Genomic DNA, 21,827 nt, shown 5'->3' with positions numbered 1-21,827 from the left:
GATTAGGGGAATGGATGTCAGAGGTAGTGCCGCTGCAATTCGTCGCGACGACCTTCGTACTTGCTTCTAAGCTCGCGGGCCGTGGCATCCTGGGCCACTTCCGGCGGGGCGATATCCCAGAAGCTGTGCTTGGTGCCGACTGACATCTTGTGGGGATCGACTTCGATCACGACCACGTTGAGCCCGGGATCCGCATCGGCGGCAGCAAGGGCCGCCTCCAGATCCTCCGGTGTCGCTGCGCTGTGGACGCGCGCGCCGAGGCTGGCAGCGTTCTTCGCGATATCGATGTCGAGGTATGCGCCGTTGAGCTTTCCGGCGTTGTCCCGCCCGCGAAACTCGGTCGAGAAGCTCGACCCGGTCGTCAGGACCTGGAGGTCGCGGATGATCTGGTAGCCGTGGTTGACGAAGACGCACACCGTCAGCTTGAGACGCTCACGCGCAGCCACCAGAAGATCGCTGGGATTCATCAGATAGGTGCCGTCACCAATTACGACGTACACGTTCTTCTCGCCGCCGAGAACGAGGCCGATGCCGGCCGGAATCTCGTAGGTCATGCAGGAAAAGCCGAATTCGAGATGGATTCGTTTGTTGTCCCGGGTATCCCACAGCTTGGCGACATCGCCCGGCAAACTTCCTGCTGCACCGATGACATAGGAATCAGGCCGCACGGCACGGTTGACGATCGCGAGCGCCTGCGCCTGGCTCATGACCTCCTTCGGCTTGGCTACGAGGGTGGGTGCGGCAAGCGACGTCCAGCTTTCGATGGCCTTTCTCATTTCGCCGCGCCATTCCGCCTGCTGGCCGACCCCTGCCTCGGTCGCGGCACGCGCGAGCGCCGACAGTCCCTGGCGAGCATCCGCAACGATCGGTTCCGCACCGAGCTTGGTGGTGTCTCGGCCGGTGATGTTGATGCTCGCGAACTTGACGTCGGGGTTCTGGAACAACGTCTGCGAGCAGGTCACGACGTCGGTGAGGCGCGTTCCGATTGCGAGCACCAGGTCAGCCTTGGTCGCAAGTTCATTGGCGGCGAGATTGCCGGCTATGCCAACGGCCCCCAGTGCGAAGTCGGATTCGCCACGCATGGTGCTGCGACCGGCAACGGTCTCGACCACAGGGATACCGAATTGCTCGGCGAAGGCCTGCAACTCACGTTCGGCTTCGGAGTAGTAGACGCCGCCGCCACTGATGATCAGCGGCTTGCGCGAAGCTTTGAGAAGCTCGGCGACGCGAGCGACCTGACCTGCCTCCGCCGGGCGGCGCTCGACATGCCAGACCCGCTTTTCAAACAGCTCTTCCGGGAAATAGCCGGCCTCGCCCTGCACATCCTGACAGATAGAAAGCGTCACGGCGCCGGCCTCCGAGGGCGAGGTCAATACGCGCGCAGCCTCCATCAGCGACGGAATGAGCTGTTCCGGACGAGTGATCTTATCAAAGAATACGCTGACCGCGCGCAGACCATCCGCAACCGACAGATCATATTGCGGGCTTTCGAGCTGCTGGAGGACGATGCCCTGGCGGCGGTTCGCATAGTGATCCGATGCCAGAACCAGCACCGGCACGCGCTGAACCGTAGCGCTTGCCGCGCCGGTGTACATGTTCGCCGTACCAGGACCGATCGAGGCGGTGCAGGCGTACGTCGAAAGACGACGCTGAACACGGGCATAGGCGATCGCGGTGTGCAGCATGCTCTGCTCGTGGAACGGCTGATAGAAGGGAATGCTGCCACCGCACTCTGCAAAGCCCTGCCCGAGGCCGGAAAGATTGCCGTGCCCGAAAATTCCGCAAGCCCCACCGATCAGTGGTCGCTCGATACCGTCGCGCTCCGTCCACTGAGCCGCAAGAAAACGGGCAACCGCCTGCCCTGCCGTCAACCTGATTCCCTTGCTCATAATGTCATGCACCCCCGGGTAGAAAAATTATTTGATGCTCGATCCTAGTTATGCTCTTCTAATCTTGTCAAGATCATAATATGTAATTCATCATACAACTTGCATAACGAAAATGCAGGTATTTCAGATGGAAGCGCCTACGATGGATCGGACTGAAAAATTTATTGATGTGCTCGTTCAGACGTTCCCGTCTGCGACCTACGTCATCGAGGGGCAGGAGCGACGGCCTTACGAAGCTGATTGGCGCGGCCTCGTCGACCGCCCCGCGGTAGCGGTTCTTCTGCCCGCATCCACGGCCGAAGTCGCTGCCATGGTGAAGCTCTGCCGTGAGTTTGGGATAGCCATCGTTCCGCAGGGAGGACGTACCGGCCTGGTGGCAGGCGCCGTGCCAGTCGGCGCGGTACCGCAGGTTATTGTCAGCACGCAAAGAATGAATAAGATCCGCAGCATCGATCCGATCAACAACACGATGGAGATCGACGGTGGCGTGATTCTACAAGTCGCACAGGAAGCTGCGGCGGCCATCGACCGGCTGTTTCCGTTGAGCCTTGCCTCGGAGGGCTCCTGTCACATCGGCGGAACGATCGCCACGAATGCCGGCGGAATACAGGTTTTGTCCTATGGCTCCATGCGCCAACAAGTGCTGGGTCTTGAGGTTGTCCTGCCCGACGGTCAAATTTGGAACGGACTTCGCGGTCTGCGCAAGGACAATACCGGTCTGGATCTAAAGCAGCTCTTCATCGGCTCGGAAGGCATGTTCGGGATCATAACCGCCGCGACCGTCCGCCTGCTGCCGCGTCCGAAGAGCGCTTTGACGATGCTTGCGGCAATCGATTCGGCCGGGCAAGCATTGAAGGCATTCACCAAAATACAAAACCTCTGCGGTGCCGACTTGACGTCCTGCGAGTATTTCACCGCCGGTGGACTTGAAATGGTGCTAGATCACTTGCCCGATAGCACGGCGCCATTTCGGGAAAGGCATCCAGCCTATGTTCTGCTTGAGGTCACATCGCTCGACAGTTCTACGGATTTCTTTGGCCGCCTAGAGCCCGTTCTGGCCGAACTGCTGGAAACAGGAACGATTGCCGACATGGTTGTTGCCCAGAGCGAAGTGCAGCGCCTGGCGCTCTGGAAGCTGAGGGAGGGAATTTCCGAAGCCGAGAGGGCTGCCGGCGGCGCAATCAAGCATGACATCGCCGTACCCATTTCAGGAATTCCTGATGTAATTGACAAAATTTCGCAATGGCTGCATGGCATTCTCCCATCATGCAAGCTCAATGTTTTCGGCCATCTCGGCGACGGGAATCTTCACGTAAATATTGCACCGCCCGCCGGCACTTCGCTTTCTAGTTTCTACTCTCAAGGGAAGCGTGTTACGGCCTATGTCGAACAAGCTGCCATAGAAGCCGGCGGCACATTCAGCGCGGAGCATGGAATCGGCCAGCTACGGGTAGAATCGCTTGAGAAGTATCGCGCGCCTGTCGAGCTGGAACTAATGCGAACCATCAAGGATGCAATTGATCCCACATGGATGATGAACCCAGGAAAAGTGCTAAGCCTCGCACGTTAAGCAGACGCGCTGCGGCTGTGAAGATTCGAGCGCGGCCGATCGTTCGCCCGGTACGCCTATCCGACCAGGTTATTGAGTCGCTGCGCAATGACATTGAGTCTGGCCGCAGCGCTCCGGGCTCGCGCCTGCCCACCGAAAAGGAGCTTACTGAAAGTTTCAACGTCAGCCGAACGGTCATCCGAGAGGCGATATCGCGCCTGCAGACCGATGGGCTGGTGCTCGCCAAGCAGGGATCCGGCATCTACGTCGCAGATCCAACCGAGGTCGCCCGCTCGTTTCGGCTCGGTGTGGAAGACAGCGAACAGAAGACATCGATCCGTGAAATCTACGAACTGCGCATCGGGGTGGAAAGCGAAGCGGCCGCGCTGGCGGCGGTACGGCGCACGAAAACGGATCTCACATTGCTGGAAAGGGCGTTGAAGGCTCTCGCATCCGCCAAGAATTTCGACGGTGGCGTCGATGCCGACATCACGTTCCATCGCTTAATCGCGCAATTGTCAAAAAACTCGGCCATTCTGCGGTTCCAGGAATTCCTCGCTGCGATGTTGGGGGAGGCGATCAAGGTCGCACGCGGCAACTCAGCGCGCCATTCCGGGTTGGCGGAAAAGGTACTCGATGAGCACGTCAGGATATTCGAGGCGATTGCCGCTGGCGACGCGGAGGAAGCAAGACGCGCCGCTCGCCATCACCTGGTCAACGCGCAGGAGCGATTGAACCTTCATCAGAAGCACGGCTAGCAGCTTTGCGCCCGCTTCCGCGGGACTGGAAGCGCAGTTGCGACCGCGCTTCCAGTACGGTGCGATGCCTATTTGCCATTGGTGGCGATATAGTCCGCCATCAGCGACATCAATTCGAACATCACCACCATCGCATTCATGGCCGTGATCTGGTTCGGGCTGTCCTTGGTCGGCATCAGGCAGACGACGTCGGCGCCCACGATGTTGAGACCGCGCAAGCCCTGCAGCATGCGCACGGCCTCGCCGATGCGGATGCCGGGATAGCCCGGCTCGATGTTCGACACGCCGGGGGCGTCGGCAGGGTCAAGGGAATCGAGATCGAAGGTGACGTAGACCGGCGCGTCGCCGATGCGCTCGCGCAGGATATCGATCACGCCGCGGGGGCCGATCTCCTCGAATTCGTCCATGCCGACGATCCGGTAGCCGAGTTCCTCGCTGGTGTTGCGCGAGCCGGGCGTGCCGACATTGGGGCGGATGCCGACCTGGGTCGAGCGATGGGCGTCGACGTGGCCCTCCTCGACGAGATAGCTCGCCCAGTGTGCGGCGGAGCGACGGTTGCCAAGCCAGTGCGGCAGGTGGTTGTAGCTGTCGGTGTGCGAATCGAAGTGGACGAGCGCCACCTTTTCGCCCTTGGTCAGCCGGGAATGCTTGCCCGCAACCGCCTTGACCAGCGGCCCGGTGATCGCATGGTCACCGCCCATCGACACCAGACGGGTGCCCACCTTGTCGAAGCGCTTGGCAAAGGCCTCGATGTGTTCGACGCAGATGTCGTTGACCATCGCCTCCGGCAACGGCACGTCGCCGGCATCGTTGATGCGGCAGACATCCCACGGAATGAAGTTGAAACGGCCATGGCCGCGACGATACAGCGCCGACACGTTCCGGACCGCGCGGGGTCCGAGGTGCTGGTCGCGTTCGGTCGAGCCGTTGCCGGAACTGTGCGGCACACCGATCAGCGCGATATCGCTCTCTGCCGGATCTTCCTGCCATGGGCAGCGGTAGAAGGTCGGGATGCCCCACCAATACCAGCGCTCCATCTCCTTCTTCGCCGTTTCAACATCGTACTCGGACATCGTCTACTCCTTCTCCTGTTTTTCCCGCCGGTTCCGCCGGTGTGAAATTGATTGCGCTTCGCGTTTGACTAGGGCTTTCCGGTCAGGAAGGCGGCACCTTCCCGGATCTCCAGCACGCTCGGCACGATACGGGTTGCGGCTGCGGCCAGCTCTGCCCGCAACTGATCGAAACTCTCGATGTGCGCGCCGTGGCATCCGAAACCGCGTGCGATCGTCACAAAGTCGGGAACGACAAGGTCTACTCCCAGTGGCGCTATTCCATCGGCGGCCATGCAGTTACGAATTTCGCCGTAGCCGTCGTTGTTCCATAGCAGCACGATGACGGGCTGCTGCGCCTCGACTGCGGCCGCGAGTTCACCGATCGAAAAGAGCACGCCGCCGTCGCCCACCAGCGCAATGACGGGACGGCTGCCGCCGACGCCAATCGAAGCGCCGATGGCGGCCGGAAGACCATATCCGAGCGTCCCGTAACCGGTGCTCGCGTTGAAGAACGACCTTGGCCGGCCTGGGCGGAAGAACTGGTTTGCGGCATAGACGGTCTGGGTGGAGTCACCGGCGTAAACGGCATCGGGCAGCGCTGCGTCGACGGCCTCCATCAGGCGGCGATGGGGCTCGATGCCCGGAGGAAGCGCTTCGGCGCCCGCGGCGCGGAGCGCGGAGGCGCGCCGCACACCCTCGCCCTGTTCACGTGGCGTTGCACGATCCGCCAGGCCTTGGAGTGCGGCAGCCGCGTCTCCGAGGAGAGGCAGGTCAGCAAAGGGCCGGCGCGTCAATTGCTCGGAATCGATGTCGATCCGGATCAGCTGGCCGGAAACAACCGGCTCGACCGGAAGCGGATACATCTCGGTCTCGCCGAGTTCCGTGCCGACGGCAAGTACGACGTCCGCGCACCGCAGGGCCTCGAGCATCGGCGATGCCCCCAGATTTTCCCCCGCCAGCAGCGGATGGCCCGGCGGCAGGATGCCGCGACCGTTGACCGTCAGGATTGTCGGCGCGTCGAGAACCTCGACCAGCCGGCGCGCCTCGGCCGCTGCCGCCACTGCGCCACCCCCGAGGACGACCAGCGGCGTGCGCGCCCGTCGCAACATCTCGGCCGCCGCATCGAGCGCAGCCGGTGCCGGCGCTGGTCGGGCCGGCAACGGCGAAACGGCAAGCGGGCCGTCGTCGATCGATGCCGCCAGCACGTCGACCGGGATTTCCAGGTAGACCGGCCGGGGACGACTGCCGGAAAACACTGCCATGGCCCGCGCCATTGCCTCGGGAAGCTGTGCCGGGGTGAGGATGGTCTGGCTGAAGGCGGAAACCTCGGCTGCGAGGTTGCGTTGCGCCCGCAGCTCGTGCAACGCGCCGACCGGCGATCCGAGCTGGTCGCGCGGACAGACCGTCGATATGACCAGCATCGGCACCGAATCCGCGTAGGCCTGCCCCATGGCCGTGAGGATGTTCGTCAAGCCCGGCCCGCTCACAGTGAAGCAGGCGCCGACCTTGCCGGTGGCGCGTGCATATCCGTCCGCCATGAACCCTGCCCCTTGTTCATGGCGGGGCGTAATATGGCGGATCGTCGAGCCCGCCAGGCCGCGATAGAGCTCCACATTGTGAACCCCGGGAATGCCGAAGATCACCTCGACCCCATAGGCCTCCAGCAAACGGATGGTCATCCCTGCACAAGTCGGCATGGCCTCGTCCTTCAATTTTTCGGGGATGCAGTGATTGCTGTCAGTGCAGCAGCTGCGAGAGGAAATTGCGTGCCCGATCCGACTTCGGGGCGTCGAAGAACTCGTCAGGCGGCGCCACCTCGACCACCTGCCCGGCGTCCATGAAGATGATCCGATCTGCCACCTTGCGAGCAAATCCCATCTCGTGGGTGACGCACAGCATCGTCATGCCGCCGCCTGCCAGCTCGACCATCACGTCCAGCACTTCCCCCACCATCTCCGGATCGAGCGCCGAGGTCGGCTCGTCGAACAACATGACTTCCGGCTCCATGCAGAGAGCGCGGGCGATCGCCACGCGCTGCTGTTGGCCGCCGGAAAGCTGGCTCGGCATCTTGTGGGCCTGGTTGGCGATATGGACCCGCCCCAGCAACCGGATCGCGGTCTCCTCGGCTTCGGCGCGCGACTTGCCGCGCACTTTCATTGGCGCGAGAACGCAATTCTCCAGCACCGATAGATGCGGGAAAAGATTGAAGCCCTGAAACACCATGCCGACCTCGCAACGGATCGTGCCGACATTCTTGGTGTTGCCGTCGAGTTCGACATTGTTGACGTGGATCGTGCCGACATCATGCGGCGACAGATGGTTGATGCAACGGATAAGGGTGGATTTGCCGGAACCGGACGGCCCGCATATGACAATTTTCTCGCCCTTGCTCACCGACAGGTTGATCCCCTGGAGGACCTGGAAAGCACCGTAGTTCTTGCCGACATTGGTCAGCCGAATGATCTCGCTCATGAATGTCTCCTTGTTCCTATGGCCTCAGGCGCGGCGCATCAGCGCCATGGCTTTCTGAACGGCGCCGGCGTCGCCGGCGGCCTCGACTCGGGAGCGATCCCAGCTGTATTTGCGCTCGAGCTTGCCCTGCAGGAAGACCAGCGTGTAGACCATGATCAGGTAGTAGACGAGCGCTGCAGCGTAATACTCAGAAAACTGGAACGTGGTGGAAACCGCGCGCGAAGCGGCGCTCATCAGTTCCTGCAGCGAGATCACCGAGGCGAGCGATGTGATCTTCAGCAATGTGATGAACTCGTTGGCGGTCGGCGGGATCGCCACCCGCATGGCCTGGGGCAGCGTCACATAACGGAATATCTGGAAGCGGCTGAGGCCCAGCGCCTTGCCGGCATCTTCCTGACCCGGATCGACCGCCTTCAGCGCCGCCCGGTTGATCTCGACCTGATAGGCCGCCTCGTTCAGGCTCAGTGCGATCCAGGCCGCGAGAAACGGCGTGAACCACGGCTCGCGGAAAATAGGGAAGAACTGCGGCAGCGCGTTCCAGACGAACAGCAGTTGCAGCAGCGTCGGCGCACCGCGCAGAACGCCCACCAGTCCCTTCAACGTTTTCGGCAGAAAGCCGCCCCCGCGGTTGATGGTCACCGCCACAGGAATCGAGATCAGGATGCCGACGCCATGCGACAGGACCGACAGGATGACGGTGATGCAAGCGCCGCGGAAGAACGCCTCCGACGTGAGCGCACCCCAAAAGGCTGAAAAATCGAAAGTCATGTGAACTGGCCTTGGTTTTCTCGGGACCGATGCGGAACCAGGACACGGCCCGCGCACTGCGCGGGCCGGCCATGAAAGGCGCGAAGACGGCTGGAGCCATCCCGCGCGCAACTACGCCGAAATCTACTTGGCGACGGCGATCGCCTCCGGCGACAGCTGCCATTTCTCGGTGATCGTCTTCAGCGTCCCGTTCTCCGCAAGAGCGGCGAGCGCTGCCTCGACGGCCTGCTTGTCGTCGCCGTTGCGACGCAGGTAGACGCCGAACCGGTCCTGACCCGGGAACGTATAGACAATCTTCAGCTGCCCGGGTTGCTGCAGCTCGCGATAGGCAAGCTCGGTGTCCTGCGAAACGGCGGCGGCGGCACGGCCCACCAGAACCTGCTGGATGACGTCCGTCTGCTTCGGATAGGTCTGGATGCTGATTTCCGCCTTGCCGTCGGCCTTCAGCTTGGCGCTGACCTTCTCAAGCTCCTCGACATAGTGCGTTCCCGACTGCACGGCGACGACCTTGCCGGCAAGGTCAGCCGGATCGGCGATGGCCAGATCGCTCTTGGCAGACGTGAAGGCGACGAGGGCGGTTCCGAGGTAGGACGCAGCGTCGTAGGTCTTGGTGCGCTCCTCGGTGACGAGGATGCCGCTGATGACGGCGTTGCAGCGCTGCGCCTCGAGGCCTGGAAGAAGGCCGGTGAACTCCGACACGACGATCCGCGGCTCGACGCCCCAGTGCGCAGCCAGCGCCTCCGCCACATCAATGTCGTAACCGACCGGCTTCTGATCGCCGGCCGCCTCGAAGAATTCCATCGGCGGGAAAGTCGCATCCGTGCAGACGACAAATTCACCCTTGTCGATGAAGCTCGGACGGATTTCTTCGGCTGCCAACGATACGGCCGCCGACGCGGCCAATGCCGCAAGCGCGATGCACGAAATTTTGGTTGCGTGAGCCACTGGTTTCCTCCCCTTTGGCAAAGTCGTAAAGCCCGACCTGTTCGGGTTGGATATAGGGCTCTCATAAAGTACGCTATATGTCAACTAAGTTCTTTATTGGCGAACTTCTATTGCGCTGGCTTGGGGTTCGCTGGTATCTTCGCAGTCGGAAGAGACTCATTTAAGGTAGTTCCATGGCAGACACCCCAACCTCCAAAGCCGGCGCAAAGCCGCCGCCGCGCATCGGTCATGTCTTGCGCGAAAGACGGCGCCAGTTGGACATGACGCTCGAGGCCGTGGCCGAAGCCACATCCCTGACAAAGGGCTTTCTGAGCGACATCGAGCGCGACAAGACATCGCCGTCGGTCGCATCGCTGGTGAAGCTTTGCGAAGTGCTGGGCCTGCCGGTCGGCGATCTGTTCAATTCCCCCGAGTCGGCTGTCGTGAAGGCCGAAGAACGAACACCCATCAAGTTTGGCGGGACTGGCGTCTCCGACCATCTGCTGACCCCCAGCGGGAGCATGCGGCTGCAGGCGATCTGGAGTGAGATCGAACCGAAAGGCACCGGCGGCGAGCAGCTCTATGCGCTGCGGGCGGAAGAGGAGTTCATCATCGTCCTGTCAGGAGAGCTGGCCCTGAAGCTGGAAGACGAGACGTTCATCCTGCGCGAAGGCGACGCCATGACCTTCGACCCTCGACGCCCGCATACCTTCTACAACCCTTCCGAGACCGAGCCGACCGCCGCGATCTTTGTCATGACGCCAAGACCCCGGTAAAGGCACTGGGGCTTGGGGCCGCCTGTGGCGACCCCAAGCCGACGGCATCAGGGTTCGCGGGCGGCGACCGCATCGATCTCGATCAGCAGGCCGGGAGCGACAAACCCCGAGACAATGACGACGGTCGAGGCAGGCGGCGGTTCCGGCATGCGCAGATCACGCCATTTCTTGTAGCCGCCGACATGTTCGGCGCTCGTGAGGAAGCCTTGCACCTTAACAAGATTGGCCATCGTCATGCCGTGGTCGGCGAGCAGCCGCTCGATGTAGTCCCAGGTCAGTTCGGCCTGGCGGTCAAAATCGGCGGGAATGCTGCCGTCGGCCTCGAGACCCACCTGACCGGACAGGAAGAGGTACTCGGCATTGCGCTCGACGCGCACCGACTGCGAATAGCGGCTCGGCGGCACGGGCACGCCAGCGGGATTGCGAAAATCTGCCATAGGTTCATTTTCCTTTCGTGCGGTTCAGGATTTGGGTCGCTCCAGCCAGTCCAGCAGGCGATAGAACTCGCCGACGACCGGCAGGAACCAGGGATGGCCCTGGTATCCGGGTATGGTGGTGAAGCGGGTGCGGGCAAAGGCGGTATCGCCGCCCTGCCCGAGGATGCGCCGGCCGATACGGTCGCCGAAATAGCTCATCAGCGCGACGCCCTGGCCGCAGCAACCGAGCGCGAAATGAATGCCTTCATGCTGGCCGACATGCGGCACCTTCTGGAAGGTGAAGGCCACGCTTCCGGTCCAGCTGTGCGCCACCCGCGCCTTGGCCAGCGAGGGGAACACCGTGGACATCGCCGCATGCAGGCGTGCCGCGCTTTCGTTCGTGCTGATCGGACGGAAGCTGGTGCGTCCGCCGAAGATCATGCGCGTGCCGTCCGGCGACAGGCGGTAATAGAACAGGTTGCGCTTGGTATCCTGGATCATCCGCGCGGCCGGGATCAGGGCGCGCAGTTCGGCCGGATCCATCTGTTCGGTGGCGATGATGTAGCTGCCGATCGGGATCACCCGGCGCCGGAACCAAGGCATGCCCGGATCGGTATAAGCGTTCGTCGCCACCACCACCTGCCCGGCCTGCACACTGCCGCGATCGGTATCGACCGTGTAGCCGGCACCTTGCCGATATGTCCGCCGCACACGGCAGCGGCTGCGGAAAGAAACGCCCGCAGCGCGGCACGCAGCCACGAGCCCTGCGTGATACTTGGCGGGATGCAGCCCGCCCGCCATCGTCGTCGTGCGTCCGCCATAATAGATGCCGGAGGCAAGTTCTCTGTGTTGCTCGGTCGCCGGCACCATCTTCGTCTCTACACCCAGGGCCGCCAATTCCTCGGCCTCGCGCGCCAATCCGTCGTAGTGCTTGGGCGCATAGGCGGCAAAATACATCCCCATGCGCTCGTAGTCGCAGGCGATGCCCTTTTCTGCGATCGACTGCTCGAGGAACAGGACGGAATCCTGCGCCTCCTGAAACAGCGCGTTGGCCGTGTCGCGGTCATAAGCAGCGCAAAGCTCCTTGTGCGACAACTTCAGCGTGCCGGACACCATGCCGCCATTGCGGGTGCTGGCGCCGAAGCCGAGGTCGTCCGCGTCGATGACAACAACGGAGAGGCCACCCGACGCCAGTCGATGGGCAGCAGAAAGCCCTGTGTAGCCGGATCCTATGATGGCAACGTCACAGGCGCCTGGGACGGGTTCCATATCGGTTGGAGGGCTGGACTCGCGGACCTGCCACCAATACGGATCGCTTATTATGTCTTGGAACCGTGCAGTTTGCAAAAGGGTCGCCCTCGCCTATAAATGAACTTTATTCGTTTATAGCGAACTTTTTGAAATGGGCAAGGGTTCGTCGATCCGCTCGCCTTGAACGGAATCGAACTGCAGACCAGCGGTGAGAAAAGCTAGCTCACAACCACGATTTTCGCGGCTTACGGCGCGGAGAGTTCCCCTCATTCCGAGAACATGCAGCCGCCTTTATAGGGTTGTCGCGCGCCCTGAAAAGCTTGCGACAGGCTCTTGCCATTTTTTGATCGAGCATTCGTCAGCCAACGATTGAAGTCCTTCGTTGCCGGCTTCAATCGCCTGCGAGGCTGCGCCATTCTGCGACATAGACCGCCGCTGCCTTCGGGAGCGACGTCACGACCCGTCGCAACCGCGGCTTCATGACCCTTTCAACTGCGAGGCACGCCGCACCGACGCTGGTGCCGGTCGCGCTTTCGCCGACCAGCACATCGCGGCCGGTTGCCGTCTTCAGCATCGCAAGGTAAGGACCATTCGCCGCGAAGGGTCCTTCGACGATGACGGGTCCGTCCGCGCCAATCAGCGACAGGCACGTGGCAGTCATCAGGGCCAGATGGAAGGCGATCACGACCTGGAGCTCGTCGTCGCTCAATGCGCCGCGATCGACGGTCCATCTTGCCTCGCGCCCGGGATAGGGGCCGGAATCGCCGGGGATGGATGGGAGCAACATTGCCCGGCGCGCGAGAACCGATGCAATCGCTGCCGCGCCGACCGGAGCGTTCGTCCCGCCGAGCAGTGAGAACGCCCGGCCCCCCATGAAGCGGGCCGAAGGCACCGGATCACCGAGCGCATTGACGTTGACCAGCGTGTCGCGCTGCTCGTTGAGCGCTTTCGGCTTTGCTCCCATCGCCATCGACACGACCCAGGTACCGGTCGAGACGACCGCATAGGGCGAGGGCATCGTCAGGACGTAGGGAAGCAGCGAGGCATTGGAATCGTGAATGCCGCAATGGACGGGCGTGTCGGCGGCAAGGCCGGTCGCCGCCGCGACCTCCCGCTTGATGGGGCCGAGTATGTCGGACGCCTTGTGCAGCGGCGGCATGAGGCGGGTCCAACCTTGCCTTTCGACCAGTGTCGAAAAGCGGCGGTTCTCGGGTTCCCACAGATCGGCATGGCAACCTAGCGACGTCACTTCGCTGCTTGCAACGCCCGTCAGCCGCAGGGACCAATACTGGGCATACATGAGAATGGCAGCAGCGTTTGCGAATGCCTCGGAAAAGCGGCGCTGCTGCCAGTAGAGCTGCATCCCGGCATTGAGCCCGACCGGAAGCTTTGGTGTGCCGGTTTCGGAAAAAGCAGGCCGAACCGCCTCATATTCGTCGCGCAGATCCTGCGGCCCGGCATATTCGTAATCGAGCACCGGCAGGGACAAATCGCCGTCCGCATCGACCAGCACGGCGGTCGCCCCGTGTGTCGTGACCGAGATGCGGTCGATCCGCCGTTCGGCATTGAGTTCCTTCAGGCTCTCCAGAATGAAGGTCCAGAGCCGTTCCGTGTCGAAATGCGGATAGGGCAGCGCATCGACGACGCCGTTAGGCGTCGTGCGCACGGCGACCTCGCCAAGAGTCTCCCCGTCGACGAGCACCACCTTGGCATTCGTCTTGCCGATATCGATGACAGCGATCGTCCTTGCCATTCTCCGGCTCATTCCATCTGGAAGACGGTGCGGAGCGGAACGGCGACCGGTTCGTTGTCCGGTTTCGTTTCCATGATGTCGGCCATGTGAGCCCACCAGCGTTTCATCACCGGATGTTGCGGCAGCCGGTCCATGGCGTGGTCGTCGCGCCGCCACAGGACGCCGAACAGAAGGTTCGTCTCCTCGTCGAGGTGGATCGAGTAGTCTGAGACGCCGGCCTCTTTCAGCAATTCGGATAGCTCCGGCCAGATCGCGTCGTGGCGCGCCTTGTATTCCTCGGCCATGCCAGGGTTCAGACGCATGCGGAAGGCATATTTTTCCATACCGGTCCTCAGTGGCTGAAGCGACGCTTGAAGCGGCCGTACAGGATGGGCAGCGCGATGACAGAGATCAGAAGCAGGCCGATGAAGATTGACATGACGATGCCCGGCACGTTCAGCAGGCCGAAGCCGAAGGTGACCATGCCCATGATCAGCGCCGCCAGCACCACGCCGCCGATCGTGCCCGATCCGCCGAGAATGCTGACGCCACCGAGAACCACCATCGTCACGATCTCGAGCTCCCAGCCGAGCGCGATGGAGGGCCGAGTCGAACCCAGGCGCGAGGTCAGGCAGATCGAGGCGATGGCCGACATCAGACCGGTCAGCAGGAAGAGTGCGAACTTGACCCGCGCCACCCGGACACCGGAGAAGAGCGCCGCCGTCTGGTTGTTGCCGATCGCATACACGGCACGGCCGAGGTTCGTCATGTGCAACAGCACCGCGTACAAGACCGCAAAACCCAGGAACAGGCAGAACTCGAAGGAGAACACCCACCAGACATAGCCTTGCCCGAAGAAGGAGAAGCTCGCCGGATACTCGGTAAACGCCTTGTCGCCGAGAATGATGAAGGCGGTGCCGCGAAAGAGGCTCATCGTGCCGATGGTGACGACGATCGAGGGCAGGCCGAGGCGGGTGACGAGAAGACCATTGATCGCGCCGCAGGCAAGCCCGACTGCAAGTCCGACCACGACAAGCGCCGGCGTATCGAAGCCCTGTGTCGCCGCGTAGCCCATGGCCGTTGAGGTCAGTGCGACCACCGCCGCGACCGACAGGTCGATCTCGCCGGCAATGATGACCAGCGCCATGGCAAAGGCGATCATCGCCTTTTCGGTGAAGTTGAATGTCGCGTCGGACAGGTTCCACGGATCGAGGAAGTAGGGGGACGCCAGCGAATTGGCGATGAAGATCAGGATCGCCACGACCACGAGCAGGCTTTCCCAGCTCTTCAGGAAGCGGGCGCCGCGGCCCTGCAGTCGGTCGGGAATGTGGCGCGTCTGGATATTCGCCTCGGACATCAGTGCGCCTCCGCCTTCTTCAGAATGACCCTGCCCTTGCGGCGCTCGGCGCGGGCGTTGACGGCAACCGCGATGATGATGACCGTGCCGGAAATCGCCATCTGGGCGAAGGGCGAGATGTTGATGACCGGAAGCGCATTCTTGATGACGCCGAGAAACAGGGCTCCGAGGACGGCGCCGGGTACCGAACCGATGCCGCCGGCGATCGAAATGCCGCCAATCACGCAGGCGGCGATGATGTCGAGTTCGAAGCCGAGTGCGATGTCCACATAGGCGACCGCATAGCGCGACACCCAGAGATAGCCGGCAAGTCCCGCCAGCGTACCGGACAGGCAATAGGCAAGAAAGCGGGTGCGGCCGACATCGATGCCGGTATAGATCGCCGCATGCGGATTGCCGCCAACCGCATAGAAGGCGCGGCCGAGCGCTGTCCGGGTCATGACGACGAGCATGATGGCGATGATGACGATGGAGAACCACGAGAGCGTCGGGATGCCGAGGAGGTCGGCCCGTGGCAGCCCTTTGAAGGCCGCACTCATCTGGTGGGCGTTGATCCACTGGCCGCTGGTCAGGAGGAAGATGGTGCCGCGATAGATCGTCAGTGTGCCGAGCGTCACGACGATCGGCGGAATGTCGAGCTTCCAGACCAGGAGGCCGTTGATCGAACCGAGGAGCGCGCCGAGCGCCATGGCCGCGAGAATGATCAGCGGAATCGGCAGGCCGGGATGCGCCAGGTTGATCAGGCCGGCGACCATGCCGCACAGCGCGAGATTCGCCGCCATCGACAGGTCGATGCAGCGCGTGAGGATCACCGCCATCTGGCCGAGCGCGAGGATGATCAGGATCGAGGTGTCATTGTAGACGCGGCCGAGATTGCCCGGCTGGACGAAGCCCGGGAAGCGCAGTGCGATCAGCGCGACCAGCGCCAGGATCGCCACGACCAGGAGGGCTTCGCGGTTCTTGAGAAGCATGCTCATTGCGCGGTCTCCGAAATGCCTGCGGCGGCGCGCACCAGTTTTTCCGCGGTGAGTTCGGCACGGTTGAACTCACCTGCCATCCGCCCCTCGCGCATGACGATGACGCGGTCGGACATGCCCATGATCTCGGGGATTTCCGATGACACCATGATGACGCTGAGCCCCTGGGCCGCAAGCTCGCTCATGAAGGCGTGCACGGCGGCCTTGGAGCCGATGTCGATCCCTTTGGTCGGTTCGTCGAGAATGATGACCTTGGGCTTCGTCGCCAGCCACTTGGCAATCACCACCTTCTGCTGGTTGCCGCCGGAAAGCGTGCCGACATCCTGGTCGAGCGCGGCGGCACGCAGATCGAGCCGGGAGGTGTATTCGCGCGCCAGCCTGAATTCCTCGGCCATGCGCAGGAAGCCGGAACGCGACGTGCGGGTGAGCGACGGCAGCGTGACGTTCTGGAAGATCGGCAGGCCGATGATGGCGCCCTGCCGGCCGCGCTCCTCCGGCACATACACGATGCCGGCTTCGATCGCTTCGGCCGGCGAGCGGATGACCAGCACCTGCCCGTCCAGACGCACCGCGCCCGCGGACGGCCGGGTGATGCCGATGAGCGACTGCATGAACTCGGAGCGCCCGGCCCCGACGAGGCCGTAGAAGCCGAGGATCTCGCCGCGGCGCAGTTCGAAACTGATATCCTCGAATTCGGTCGGATGGCGGTAGCCGGAGACGGTCAGCACCGGCTCGCCGATCTGAACCTCCTGCTTGGGGAAGACCTGGCCGACGTCGCGGCCGACCATCATGCGCACGAGATCATCCTGGCGCGTGCCGGCGATCAGCCCCTCGCCGACCATGCGGCCATCGCGGAAGACGGTGTAGCGGTCGGCAATGCGAAAGATCTCGTCGAACTTGTGGCTGATGAAGAGGATCGCCTTGCCGTCTGCCTTCAGGCGGTCGATCAGTTCGTAAAGCTCATGGATCTCCTTGTAGGAAAGAGCAGCGGTCGGCTCATCCATGATTACGACGCGTGCATCGATCGAAAGCGCGCGGGCGATCGCCACCAGATGCTTGCTGGCGATGCCGAGGTCGCGCAGGCGGATCGTCGGATCGAGATCTGCGCCGACGCGCTGAAGCAGCTTGCGGGCATCGGCGTTCAGCCTCGCCCAGTCGATGAGGCCAAGCCGCGTGCGCGGCGCATGACCGAGGAAGATGTTTTCGGCGACGGAGAGTTCGTCGAACAGGACGGTTTCCTGGTGGATCGCGGTGACACCGGCCTTCGCGGCGGCGCTTGCGGTCGGGAAATGGCTCTCCGTGCCGTCGACGCGGATCGTGCCGGCGTCCGGCTGATAGATGCCGGTGAGGATTTTCACGAGCGTCGATTTTCCTGCACCGTTCTCGCCGACCAAGGCCGTGACGGAACCAGGATAGAGCGACAGTGAAACCTCGGAGAGCGCGCGTACGCCGGGGAAGGTCTTCGAGATCCCCTCCAGCGCGATCGCCGGCTTCATCCGCGATGTGGTGGTGTCCTGCAACAAAGCTTCATCCGCCAGGTTGGTTCTTGTGCGTCGGGGCCATCAATCGTCGCAACGCAGGTTCATGTCTGCGCAGATTTGCCCCTCACCCTGGCCCTCTCCCCGCTTGCAGGGAGAGGGGACGGTCAGGTCGCCGCGTATCTCCTTCTCCCCGTTCACGGGGGAGAAGAGGCCGGCAGGCCGGATGAGGGGCATCCGACTTCGGGCGGCGTTGCTACGGCGCGGCCGTCGCCAGATCAGAAGATCTTGGCGAATTCCTCGACGTTCGAGGCGTCGTAGACAAACGGGTCGGCCATTGCGCCTTCGTTCTTGTCGTCGAGCTTGACCTTGCCCATGCGGCCCATGTTCAGTTCGGCGCCAGGCTTGGCTTCCGCGCCACCGATCAGGTCGTTGGCGATCATGGTTGCCGAATAACCGAGGTCGATCGGGTTCCAGATTGCGAACGACTTGGACGAGCCGGCCTTCACGTGACCTGCCATTTCGGAAGGAAGGCCGAGGCCGGTGACGTTGATCTGGCCGGTCTTGCCCGCGTCCTCGACGGCCTGGGCTGCGGCCACGATACCGACGGAGGTCGGCGCGATGATCGCCTTCAGGTTCGGGTAGGACTGGATGAGGCCTTGCGTCTCGCGATAGGACTTGTCGGCCAGGTCATCGCCATAGACGGTCGTCACGATGTTCACGCCCGCATAGTTCGGCAGGACCTTCTTCATCTCCTCGATCCAGGTGTTCTGGTTGGTCGCGGTGGCGGAAGCCGACAGGATCGCCACGTCACCCTTGCCCTCCGGCAGGTTGTCGGCGGCCATCTTGACGCACATGTTGCCGATCAAGGCGTTGGACGACGGGTTCAGGTGCATCAGGCGGCCTTCGGGGGCCACGCCGGAATCCCAGGAGATGACCTTGATGCCGCGATCCATCGCCTTCTTCAGCGCCGGAACAAGCGCGTCGGTGTCGTTGGCGGAAACAGCGATCGCGTCGACCTTCTGGGCGATCAGCGAGTTGATTACCTCGATCTGCGCCTCGGCGGTGGTCGTCGTCGGGCCGGTGTAGATCACTTCGACGTCGCCGAGTTCCTTGGCGGCTTCCTGCGCACCCTTGTTGGCGGCTTCGAAGAAGCCGATGCCGAGTGCCTTGACGACGAGGGCGATCTTCTTGTCGGCTGCGTTGGCGGTTCCGGCAAGCGCCGTCGAAACGGCTGCTGCCATCAGCAATGCTTTCCAGATCTTCATGTCCAAGTCCTCCCTGACTGGTTCGTTCCCCTCCCCTGCCGGCCCTATGCCTGCGAGGGAGCATTCTCCACCTGCACCGCCGCCCGAACGTCAGCGACGATCAGGTTGACGCCGGCATTTTCCAGCATCGAGGCTTCCCGGTCCTCGATGCCCGAATCCGTGATCACCGTGGCAATGCGCTTCAGCCCGCACAGGATCAGGCTGGAGCGCTTCCGGAATTTCGAGGAGTCGACCAGCACGACGAGATCGTCCGCCTGGTCGATCAGCTTCTGCTCGGCCTGAATGAGCAGCGGATCGGCCTCCATCAGCCCAAGTGGCCCAAGGCCCTGCGCCCCCATGAACATGCGCCGCGCATAGAAGTTGCGCGTCACGTCGTTGTCGAAGGGGCTGAGGATGATGTTCTGCTCGCGGTAGATCGTGCCACCCGACAGCATCACCGTGTTCTTGGAATGCTTCAAAAGGTGTTCGGCGATCGGAAACGAGTTGGTGAACACCTGCATGCGGCGGTTCGCCAGGAAATGCACCATTTGGAACGTCGTCGTGCCGCCATTGATGATGATCGGCTCGCCATCCTCGCAGAGCGCGACCGCTTCCTTGGCGATCGCCTGCTTCTGCTTGGCATGCAGCACCTCGTTGACGTGGAAGGGGCGACCGGCGAGCCCGGGAAACTGCGGCGGATTGATCGCCTCCGCACCGCCGCGCACGCGTCGAAGGCGCTTCTGCAGGTGCAGGGCCGCAATATCGCGCCGGATCGTTGCCTCGGAACTGTCCGTCATCTCCACCAGGTCCTGCACCGTGACAACGGGCTTGTCCTGGACGGCCGACAGAATGACCCGATGTCGTTCCTTCTCGTGCATGGCTCCTCCTGATTGCCTTCATGCTTCCATCACGACCGGGCAATGTCAATCAGGATCAATCATATTTTTTCATTGTGCAGCGCAGTATGACTGAATTTGATCGTTTATGATTGACATTGTCGCGATATCCGTGAAATTTTACTCCATCAAATTCGACAGGCGACCGCCAGGGTCGCACGACAAACGACCGGGAGGAATTGCCGATGTTGGACAAGCAACAAGGGTCGCGCCTTGCCAATCTCTGGGACGAGGCGAAGGCCGCTTCGATGAGCGAATCCGAGCGTCTTCTCTATCGCTCCAACCTGCTCGGCTCCGACAAGCGCATCACCAATTACGGCGGCGGCAACACCTCGGCGAAGGTCATTGAGAAGGACCCGCTCGACGGCGGGATGGTCGAGGTCCTGTGGGTCAAGGGCTCGGGCGGCGACGTCGGCACAATCAAGATGGACGGCTTCGCCACGCTTTATATGGACAAGCTCGAAGCCCTGAAGGGCCTCTACCGCGGCGTCGAGCATGAGGACGAGATGGTGGGCTACCTCCCCCACTGCACCTTCAACCTCAACCCGCGCGCGGCCTCCATCGACACGCCGCTGCACGCCTACGTGCCTCGCAAGCATGTCGACCACATGCATCCGGATGCGATCATCGCGATCGCCGCTGCGAAGAACAGCCGCGAACTGACGCAGAAGATCTTCGGCGACGACATCGGCTGGCTGCCATGGAAGCGCCCCGGCTACGAACTGGGCCGGTGGCTGGAAAGGTTCTGCAAGGAAAACCCGACGGCGCGCGGCGTCGTGCTCGAAAGCCACGGTCTCTTCACCTGGGCTGACACGGCCAGGGAATGCTACGAGACGACCGTAGAAATCATCAACAAGGCGATCGCCTGGTTCGAGGCGAACAACACCGCCCCTGCCTTCGGCGGCGCGGTGAAGCCGGTGCTTGCCGCTGCCGAGCGGCGCGCGGTTGCCCGGAAGCTGATGCCGGTCATCCGCGGCATGATCAGCACCGACGAGAAGAAGGTCGGCCATTTCGACGACAGCCAGGCGGTTCTCGACTTCGTCACCTCGAAGAACCTGGACGCGCTCGCAGCCCTTGGCACGAGCTGCCCGGACCATTTCCTGCGCACCAAGATCCGGCCGCTGGTCGTTTCCTTCGATCCGGCCAAGCCCGACGTGGACGCGACGCTTGCCGGCCTCGGCAACGCGGTCGCCGCCTATCGCGCCGACTATGCGGCCTATTACGAGCGCTGCAAGCGCGCCGACAGCCCGGCGATGCGCGATCCCAATGCGGTCGTCTACCTCGTTCCCGGCGTCGGCATGATCACCTTTGCCAAGGACAAGGCGACGGCACGCATTTCGGCGGAGTTCTACGTCAACGCCATCAACGTTATGCGCGGCGCGTCTGGCGTCTCGACCTATGTCGGCCTGCCGGAACAGGAAGCCTTCGACATCGAATACTGGCTGCTGGAGGAAGCGAAGCTGCAGCGCATGCCGAAGCCGAAGAGCCTTGCCGGCCGCATCGCACTCGTCACCGGCGGCGCCGGCGGCATCGGCAAGGCGACCGCCAACCGGCTGATGGCGGAGGGCGCCTGCGTCGTTCTTGCAGACATCGACGTGGAAGCGCTGGCTGCGGCACAGGCCGAACTTGCCGGCCGCTACGGCAAGGATTTCGTGCGCTCCGTCGCGATGAACGTCATCGATGAGACGCTGGTCGAAAAGAGTTTCGCCGACACGCTCTCCGAATTCGGCGGCCTCGACATCCTCGTTTCCAATGCCGGCCTCGCCTCGTCGGCACCGATCGAGGAGACGACGCTCTCGCTGTGGAACAAGAACATCGACATTCTCGCGACCGGCTATTTCCTCGTCTCGCGCGAAGCCTTCAAGATCTTCCGGAAGCAGAGGTGCGGCGGCAACGTCGTCTTCGTCGCGTCGAAGAACGGTCTTGCTGCCTCTCCAGGTGCATCCGCCTATTGCACGGCGAAGGCCGCCGAGATCCACCTCGCCCGCTGCCTGGCCCTTGAAGGCGCATCCGAGCAGATCCGCGTCAACGTGGTGAACCCGGATGCCGTTCTGCGCGGCTCGAAGATCTGGACGGGCGAGTGGAAGGAACAGCGCGCCGCCACCTACAAGACCGACGATCTGGAGGCGCACTACCGCGAGCGTTCCATGCTGAAGCTCTCGGTCTTCCCCGAAGACATTGCCGAAGCGATCTACTTCCTCGCCTCAGACATGTCGGCGAAATCGACCGGCAACATCATCAACGTCGACGCTGGCAACGCCCAGTCGTTCACGAGATAAGGTCAA

19 protein-coding genes are annotated in these 21,827 nt (G+C 62.6%); 4 read left to right on the top strand and 15 right to left on the bottom strand.

What is annotated here, in order from left to right; translation table 11 throughout:
* Positions 1 to 17: 17 nt before the first annotated feature.
* Positions 18 to 1,889 carry a thiamine pyrophosphate-dependent enzyme gene (locus tag J2Y48_RS21765; RefSeq protein ID WP_310422462.1) on the bottom strand — a complete coding sequence of 624 codons (1,872 nt, stop codon included), beginning with the start codon at positions 1,887 to 1,889 and terminating at the stop codon, positions 18 to 20.
* Between the two features lie 142 nt (positions 1,890 to 2,031).
* On the opposite strand from J2Y48_RS21765, the gene J2Y48_RS21760 reads away from it, so the two are divergent.
* On the top strand, positions 2,032 to 3,459 hold the full coding sequence (locus J2Y48_RS21760) for an FAD-binding oxidoreductase (RefSeq protein WP_310422459.1): 1,428 nt from the start codon (positions 2,032 to 2,034) through the stop codon (positions 3,457 to 3,459).
* The gene (locus tag J2Y48_RS21755; RefSeq protein ID WP_310422457.1) at positions 3,417 to 4,196 is read left to right on the top strand and encodes a FadR/GntR family transcriptional regulator; all 780 of its coding nucleotides are present in this window, start codon (positions 3,417 to 3,419) and stop codon (positions 4,194 to 4,196) included. The genes J2Y48_RS21760 and J2Y48_RS21755 overlap by 43 nt, the downstream gene beginning before the upstream one ends.
* A gap of 68 nt (positions 4,197 to 4,264) precedes the next feature.
* Here J2Y48_RS21755 and J2Y48_RS21750 read toward each other — a convergent pair whose 3' ends face one another.
* The 5 genes from J2Y48_RS21750 to J2Y48_RS21730 all read right to left on the bottom strand — a co-directional run bounded on the left by J2Y48_RS21750 (position 4,265) and on the right by J2Y48_RS21730 (position 9,433).
* Positions 4,265 to 5,269, bottom strand: coding sequence for an arginase family protein (locus tag J2Y48_RS21750; protein ID WP_310422454.1), 1,005 nt, complete (start codon positions 5,267 to 5,269; stop codon positions 4,265 to 4,267).
* A 68-nt stretch (positions 5,270 to 5,337) separates the two neighbouring features.
* Positions 5,338 to 6,945 (bottom strand): 5-guanidino-2-oxopentanoate decarboxylase, encoded by a 1,608-nt coding sequence (locus tag J2Y48_RS21745; protein ID WP_310422451.1) that lies wholly within the window; start codon positions 6,943 to 6,945, stop codon positions 5,338 to 5,340.
* Positions 6,946 to 6,985: 40 nt separating this feature from the next.
* Positions 6,986 to 7,720: an amino acid ABC transporter ATP-binding protein gene (locus J2Y48_RS21740; RefSeq protein ID WP_310422448.1), complete on the bottom strand. Its 735-nt coding sequence runs from the start codon at positions 7,718 to 7,720 to the stop codon at positions 6,986 to 6,988.
* A 24-nt stretch (positions 7,721 to 7,744) separates the two neighbouring features.
* Positions 7,745 to 8,488 carry an amino acid ABC transporter permease gene (locus J2Y48_RS21735; protein WP_310422445.1) on the bottom strand — a complete coding sequence of 248 codons (744 nt, stop codon included), beginning with the start codon at positions 8,486 to 8,488 and terminating at the stop codon, positions 7,745 to 7,747.
* Between the two features lie 123 nt (positions 8,489 to 8,611).
* Complete coding sequence (locus tag J2Y48_RS21730; protein WP_310422442.1) at positions 8,612 to 9,433, bottom strand: transporter substrate-binding domain-containing protein; 822 nt, start codon at positions 9,431 to 9,433, stop codon at positions 8,612 to 8,614.
* A 173-nt stretch (positions 9,434 to 9,606) separates the two neighbouring features.
* Between J2Y48_RS21730 and J2Y48_RS21725 the strand changes: the two genes are divergently transcribed.
* On the top strand, positions 9,607 to 10,188 hold the full coding sequence (locus tag J2Y48_RS21725) for a cupin domain-containing protein (RefSeq protein WP_310422439.1): 582 nt from the start codon (positions 9,607 to 9,609) through the stop codon (positions 10,186 to 10,188).
* 47 nt (positions 10,189 to 10,235) lie between these two features.
* On the opposite strand, the gene J2Y48_RS21720 is transcribed toward J2Y48_RS21725, so the two are convergent.
* The 9 genes from J2Y48_RS21720 to J2Y48_RS21680 form a co-directional block, all read right to left on the bottom strand.
* Positions 10,236 to 10,625 (bottom strand): RidA family protein, encoded by a 390-nt coding sequence (locus J2Y48_RS21720; protein ID WP_310422436.1) that lies wholly within the window; start codon positions 10,623 to 10,625, stop codon positions 10,236 to 10,238.
* Between the two features lie 24 nt (positions 10,626 to 10,649).
* Positions 10,650 to 11,873 (bottom strand): FAD-dependent oxidoreductase, encoded by a 1,224-nt coding sequence (locus tag J2Y48_RS21715; protein WP_310422434.1) that lies wholly within the window; start codon positions 11,871 to 11,873, stop codon positions 10,650 to 10,652.
* 373 nt (positions 11,874 to 12,246) lie between these two features.
* Positions 12,247 to 13,608: an FGGY-family carbohydrate kinase gene (locus J2Y48_RS21710; protein WP_310422430.1), complete on the bottom strand. Its 1,362-nt coding sequence runs from the start codon at positions 13,606 to 13,608 to the stop codon at positions 12,247 to 12,249.
* An 8-nt stretch (positions 13,609 to 13,616) separates the two neighbouring features.
* Positions 13,617 to 13,931, bottom strand: coding sequence for an L-rhamnose mutarotase (gene rhaM, locus J2Y48_RS21705; RefSeq protein WP_310422427.1), 315 nt, complete (start codon positions 13,929 to 13,931; stop codon positions 13,617 to 13,619).
* Positions 13,932 to 13,939: 8 nt separating this feature from the next.
* Positions 13,940 to 14,944, bottom strand: a complete 1,005-nt coding sequence (locus tag J2Y48_RS21700) for an ABC transporter permease (protein WP_310422424.1) — start codon at positions 14,942 to 14,944, stop codon at positions 13,940 to 13,942.
* A complete protein-coding gene (locus J2Y48_RS21695) occupies positions 14,944 to 15,921 on the bottom strand; it encodes an ABC transporter permease (RefSeq protein ID WP_310422421.1) in 978 nt (325 codons plus the stop codon). The genes J2Y48_RS21700 and J2Y48_RS21695 overlap by 1 nt, the downstream gene beginning before the upstream one ends.
* A complete protein-coding gene (locus J2Y48_RS21690) occupies positions 15,918 to 17,417 on the bottom strand; it encodes a sugar ABC transporter ATP-binding protein (RefSeq protein WP_310422762.1) in 1,500 nt (499 codons plus the stop codon). The genes J2Y48_RS21695 and J2Y48_RS21690 overlap by 4 nt, the downstream gene beginning before the upstream one ends.
* Before the next feature lie 260 nt (positions 17,418 to 17,677).
* Complete coding sequence (gene rhaS, locus J2Y48_RS21685) at positions 17,678 to 18,667, bottom strand: rhamnose ABC transporter substrate-binding protein (protein ID WP_310422417.1); 990 nt, start codon at positions 18,665 to 18,667, stop codon at positions 17,678 to 17,680.
* 44 nt (positions 18,668 to 18,711) lie between these two features.
* Positions 18,712 to 19,524, bottom strand: a complete 813-nt coding sequence (locus J2Y48_RS21680) for a DeoR/GlpR family DNA-binding transcription regulator (RefSeq protein ID WP_310422414.1) — start codon at positions 19,522 to 19,524, stop codon at positions 18,712 to 18,714.
* Between the two features lie 203 nt (positions 19,525 to 19,727).
* Here J2Y48_RS21680 and J2Y48_RS21675 point away from each other — a divergent pair, with 203 nt between their 5' ends.
* Entirely contained in the window at positions 19,728 to 21,821 is a 2,094-nt protein-coding gene (locus J2Y48_RS21675) for a bifunctional rhamnulose-1-phosphate aldolase/short-chain dehydrogenase (protein ID WP_310422412.1), read from the top strand.
* Positions 21,822 to 21,827: the final 6 nt, after the last annotated feature.

Source organism: Mycoplana sp. BE70 (assembly GCF_031455855.1).
In the GTDB taxonomy this organism is placed as follows: domain Bacteria; phylum Pseudomonadota; class Alphaproteobacteria; order Rhizobiales; family Rhizobiaceae; genus Mycoplana.
This window is presented reverse-complemented; position numbering and strand designations above follow the sequence as displayed.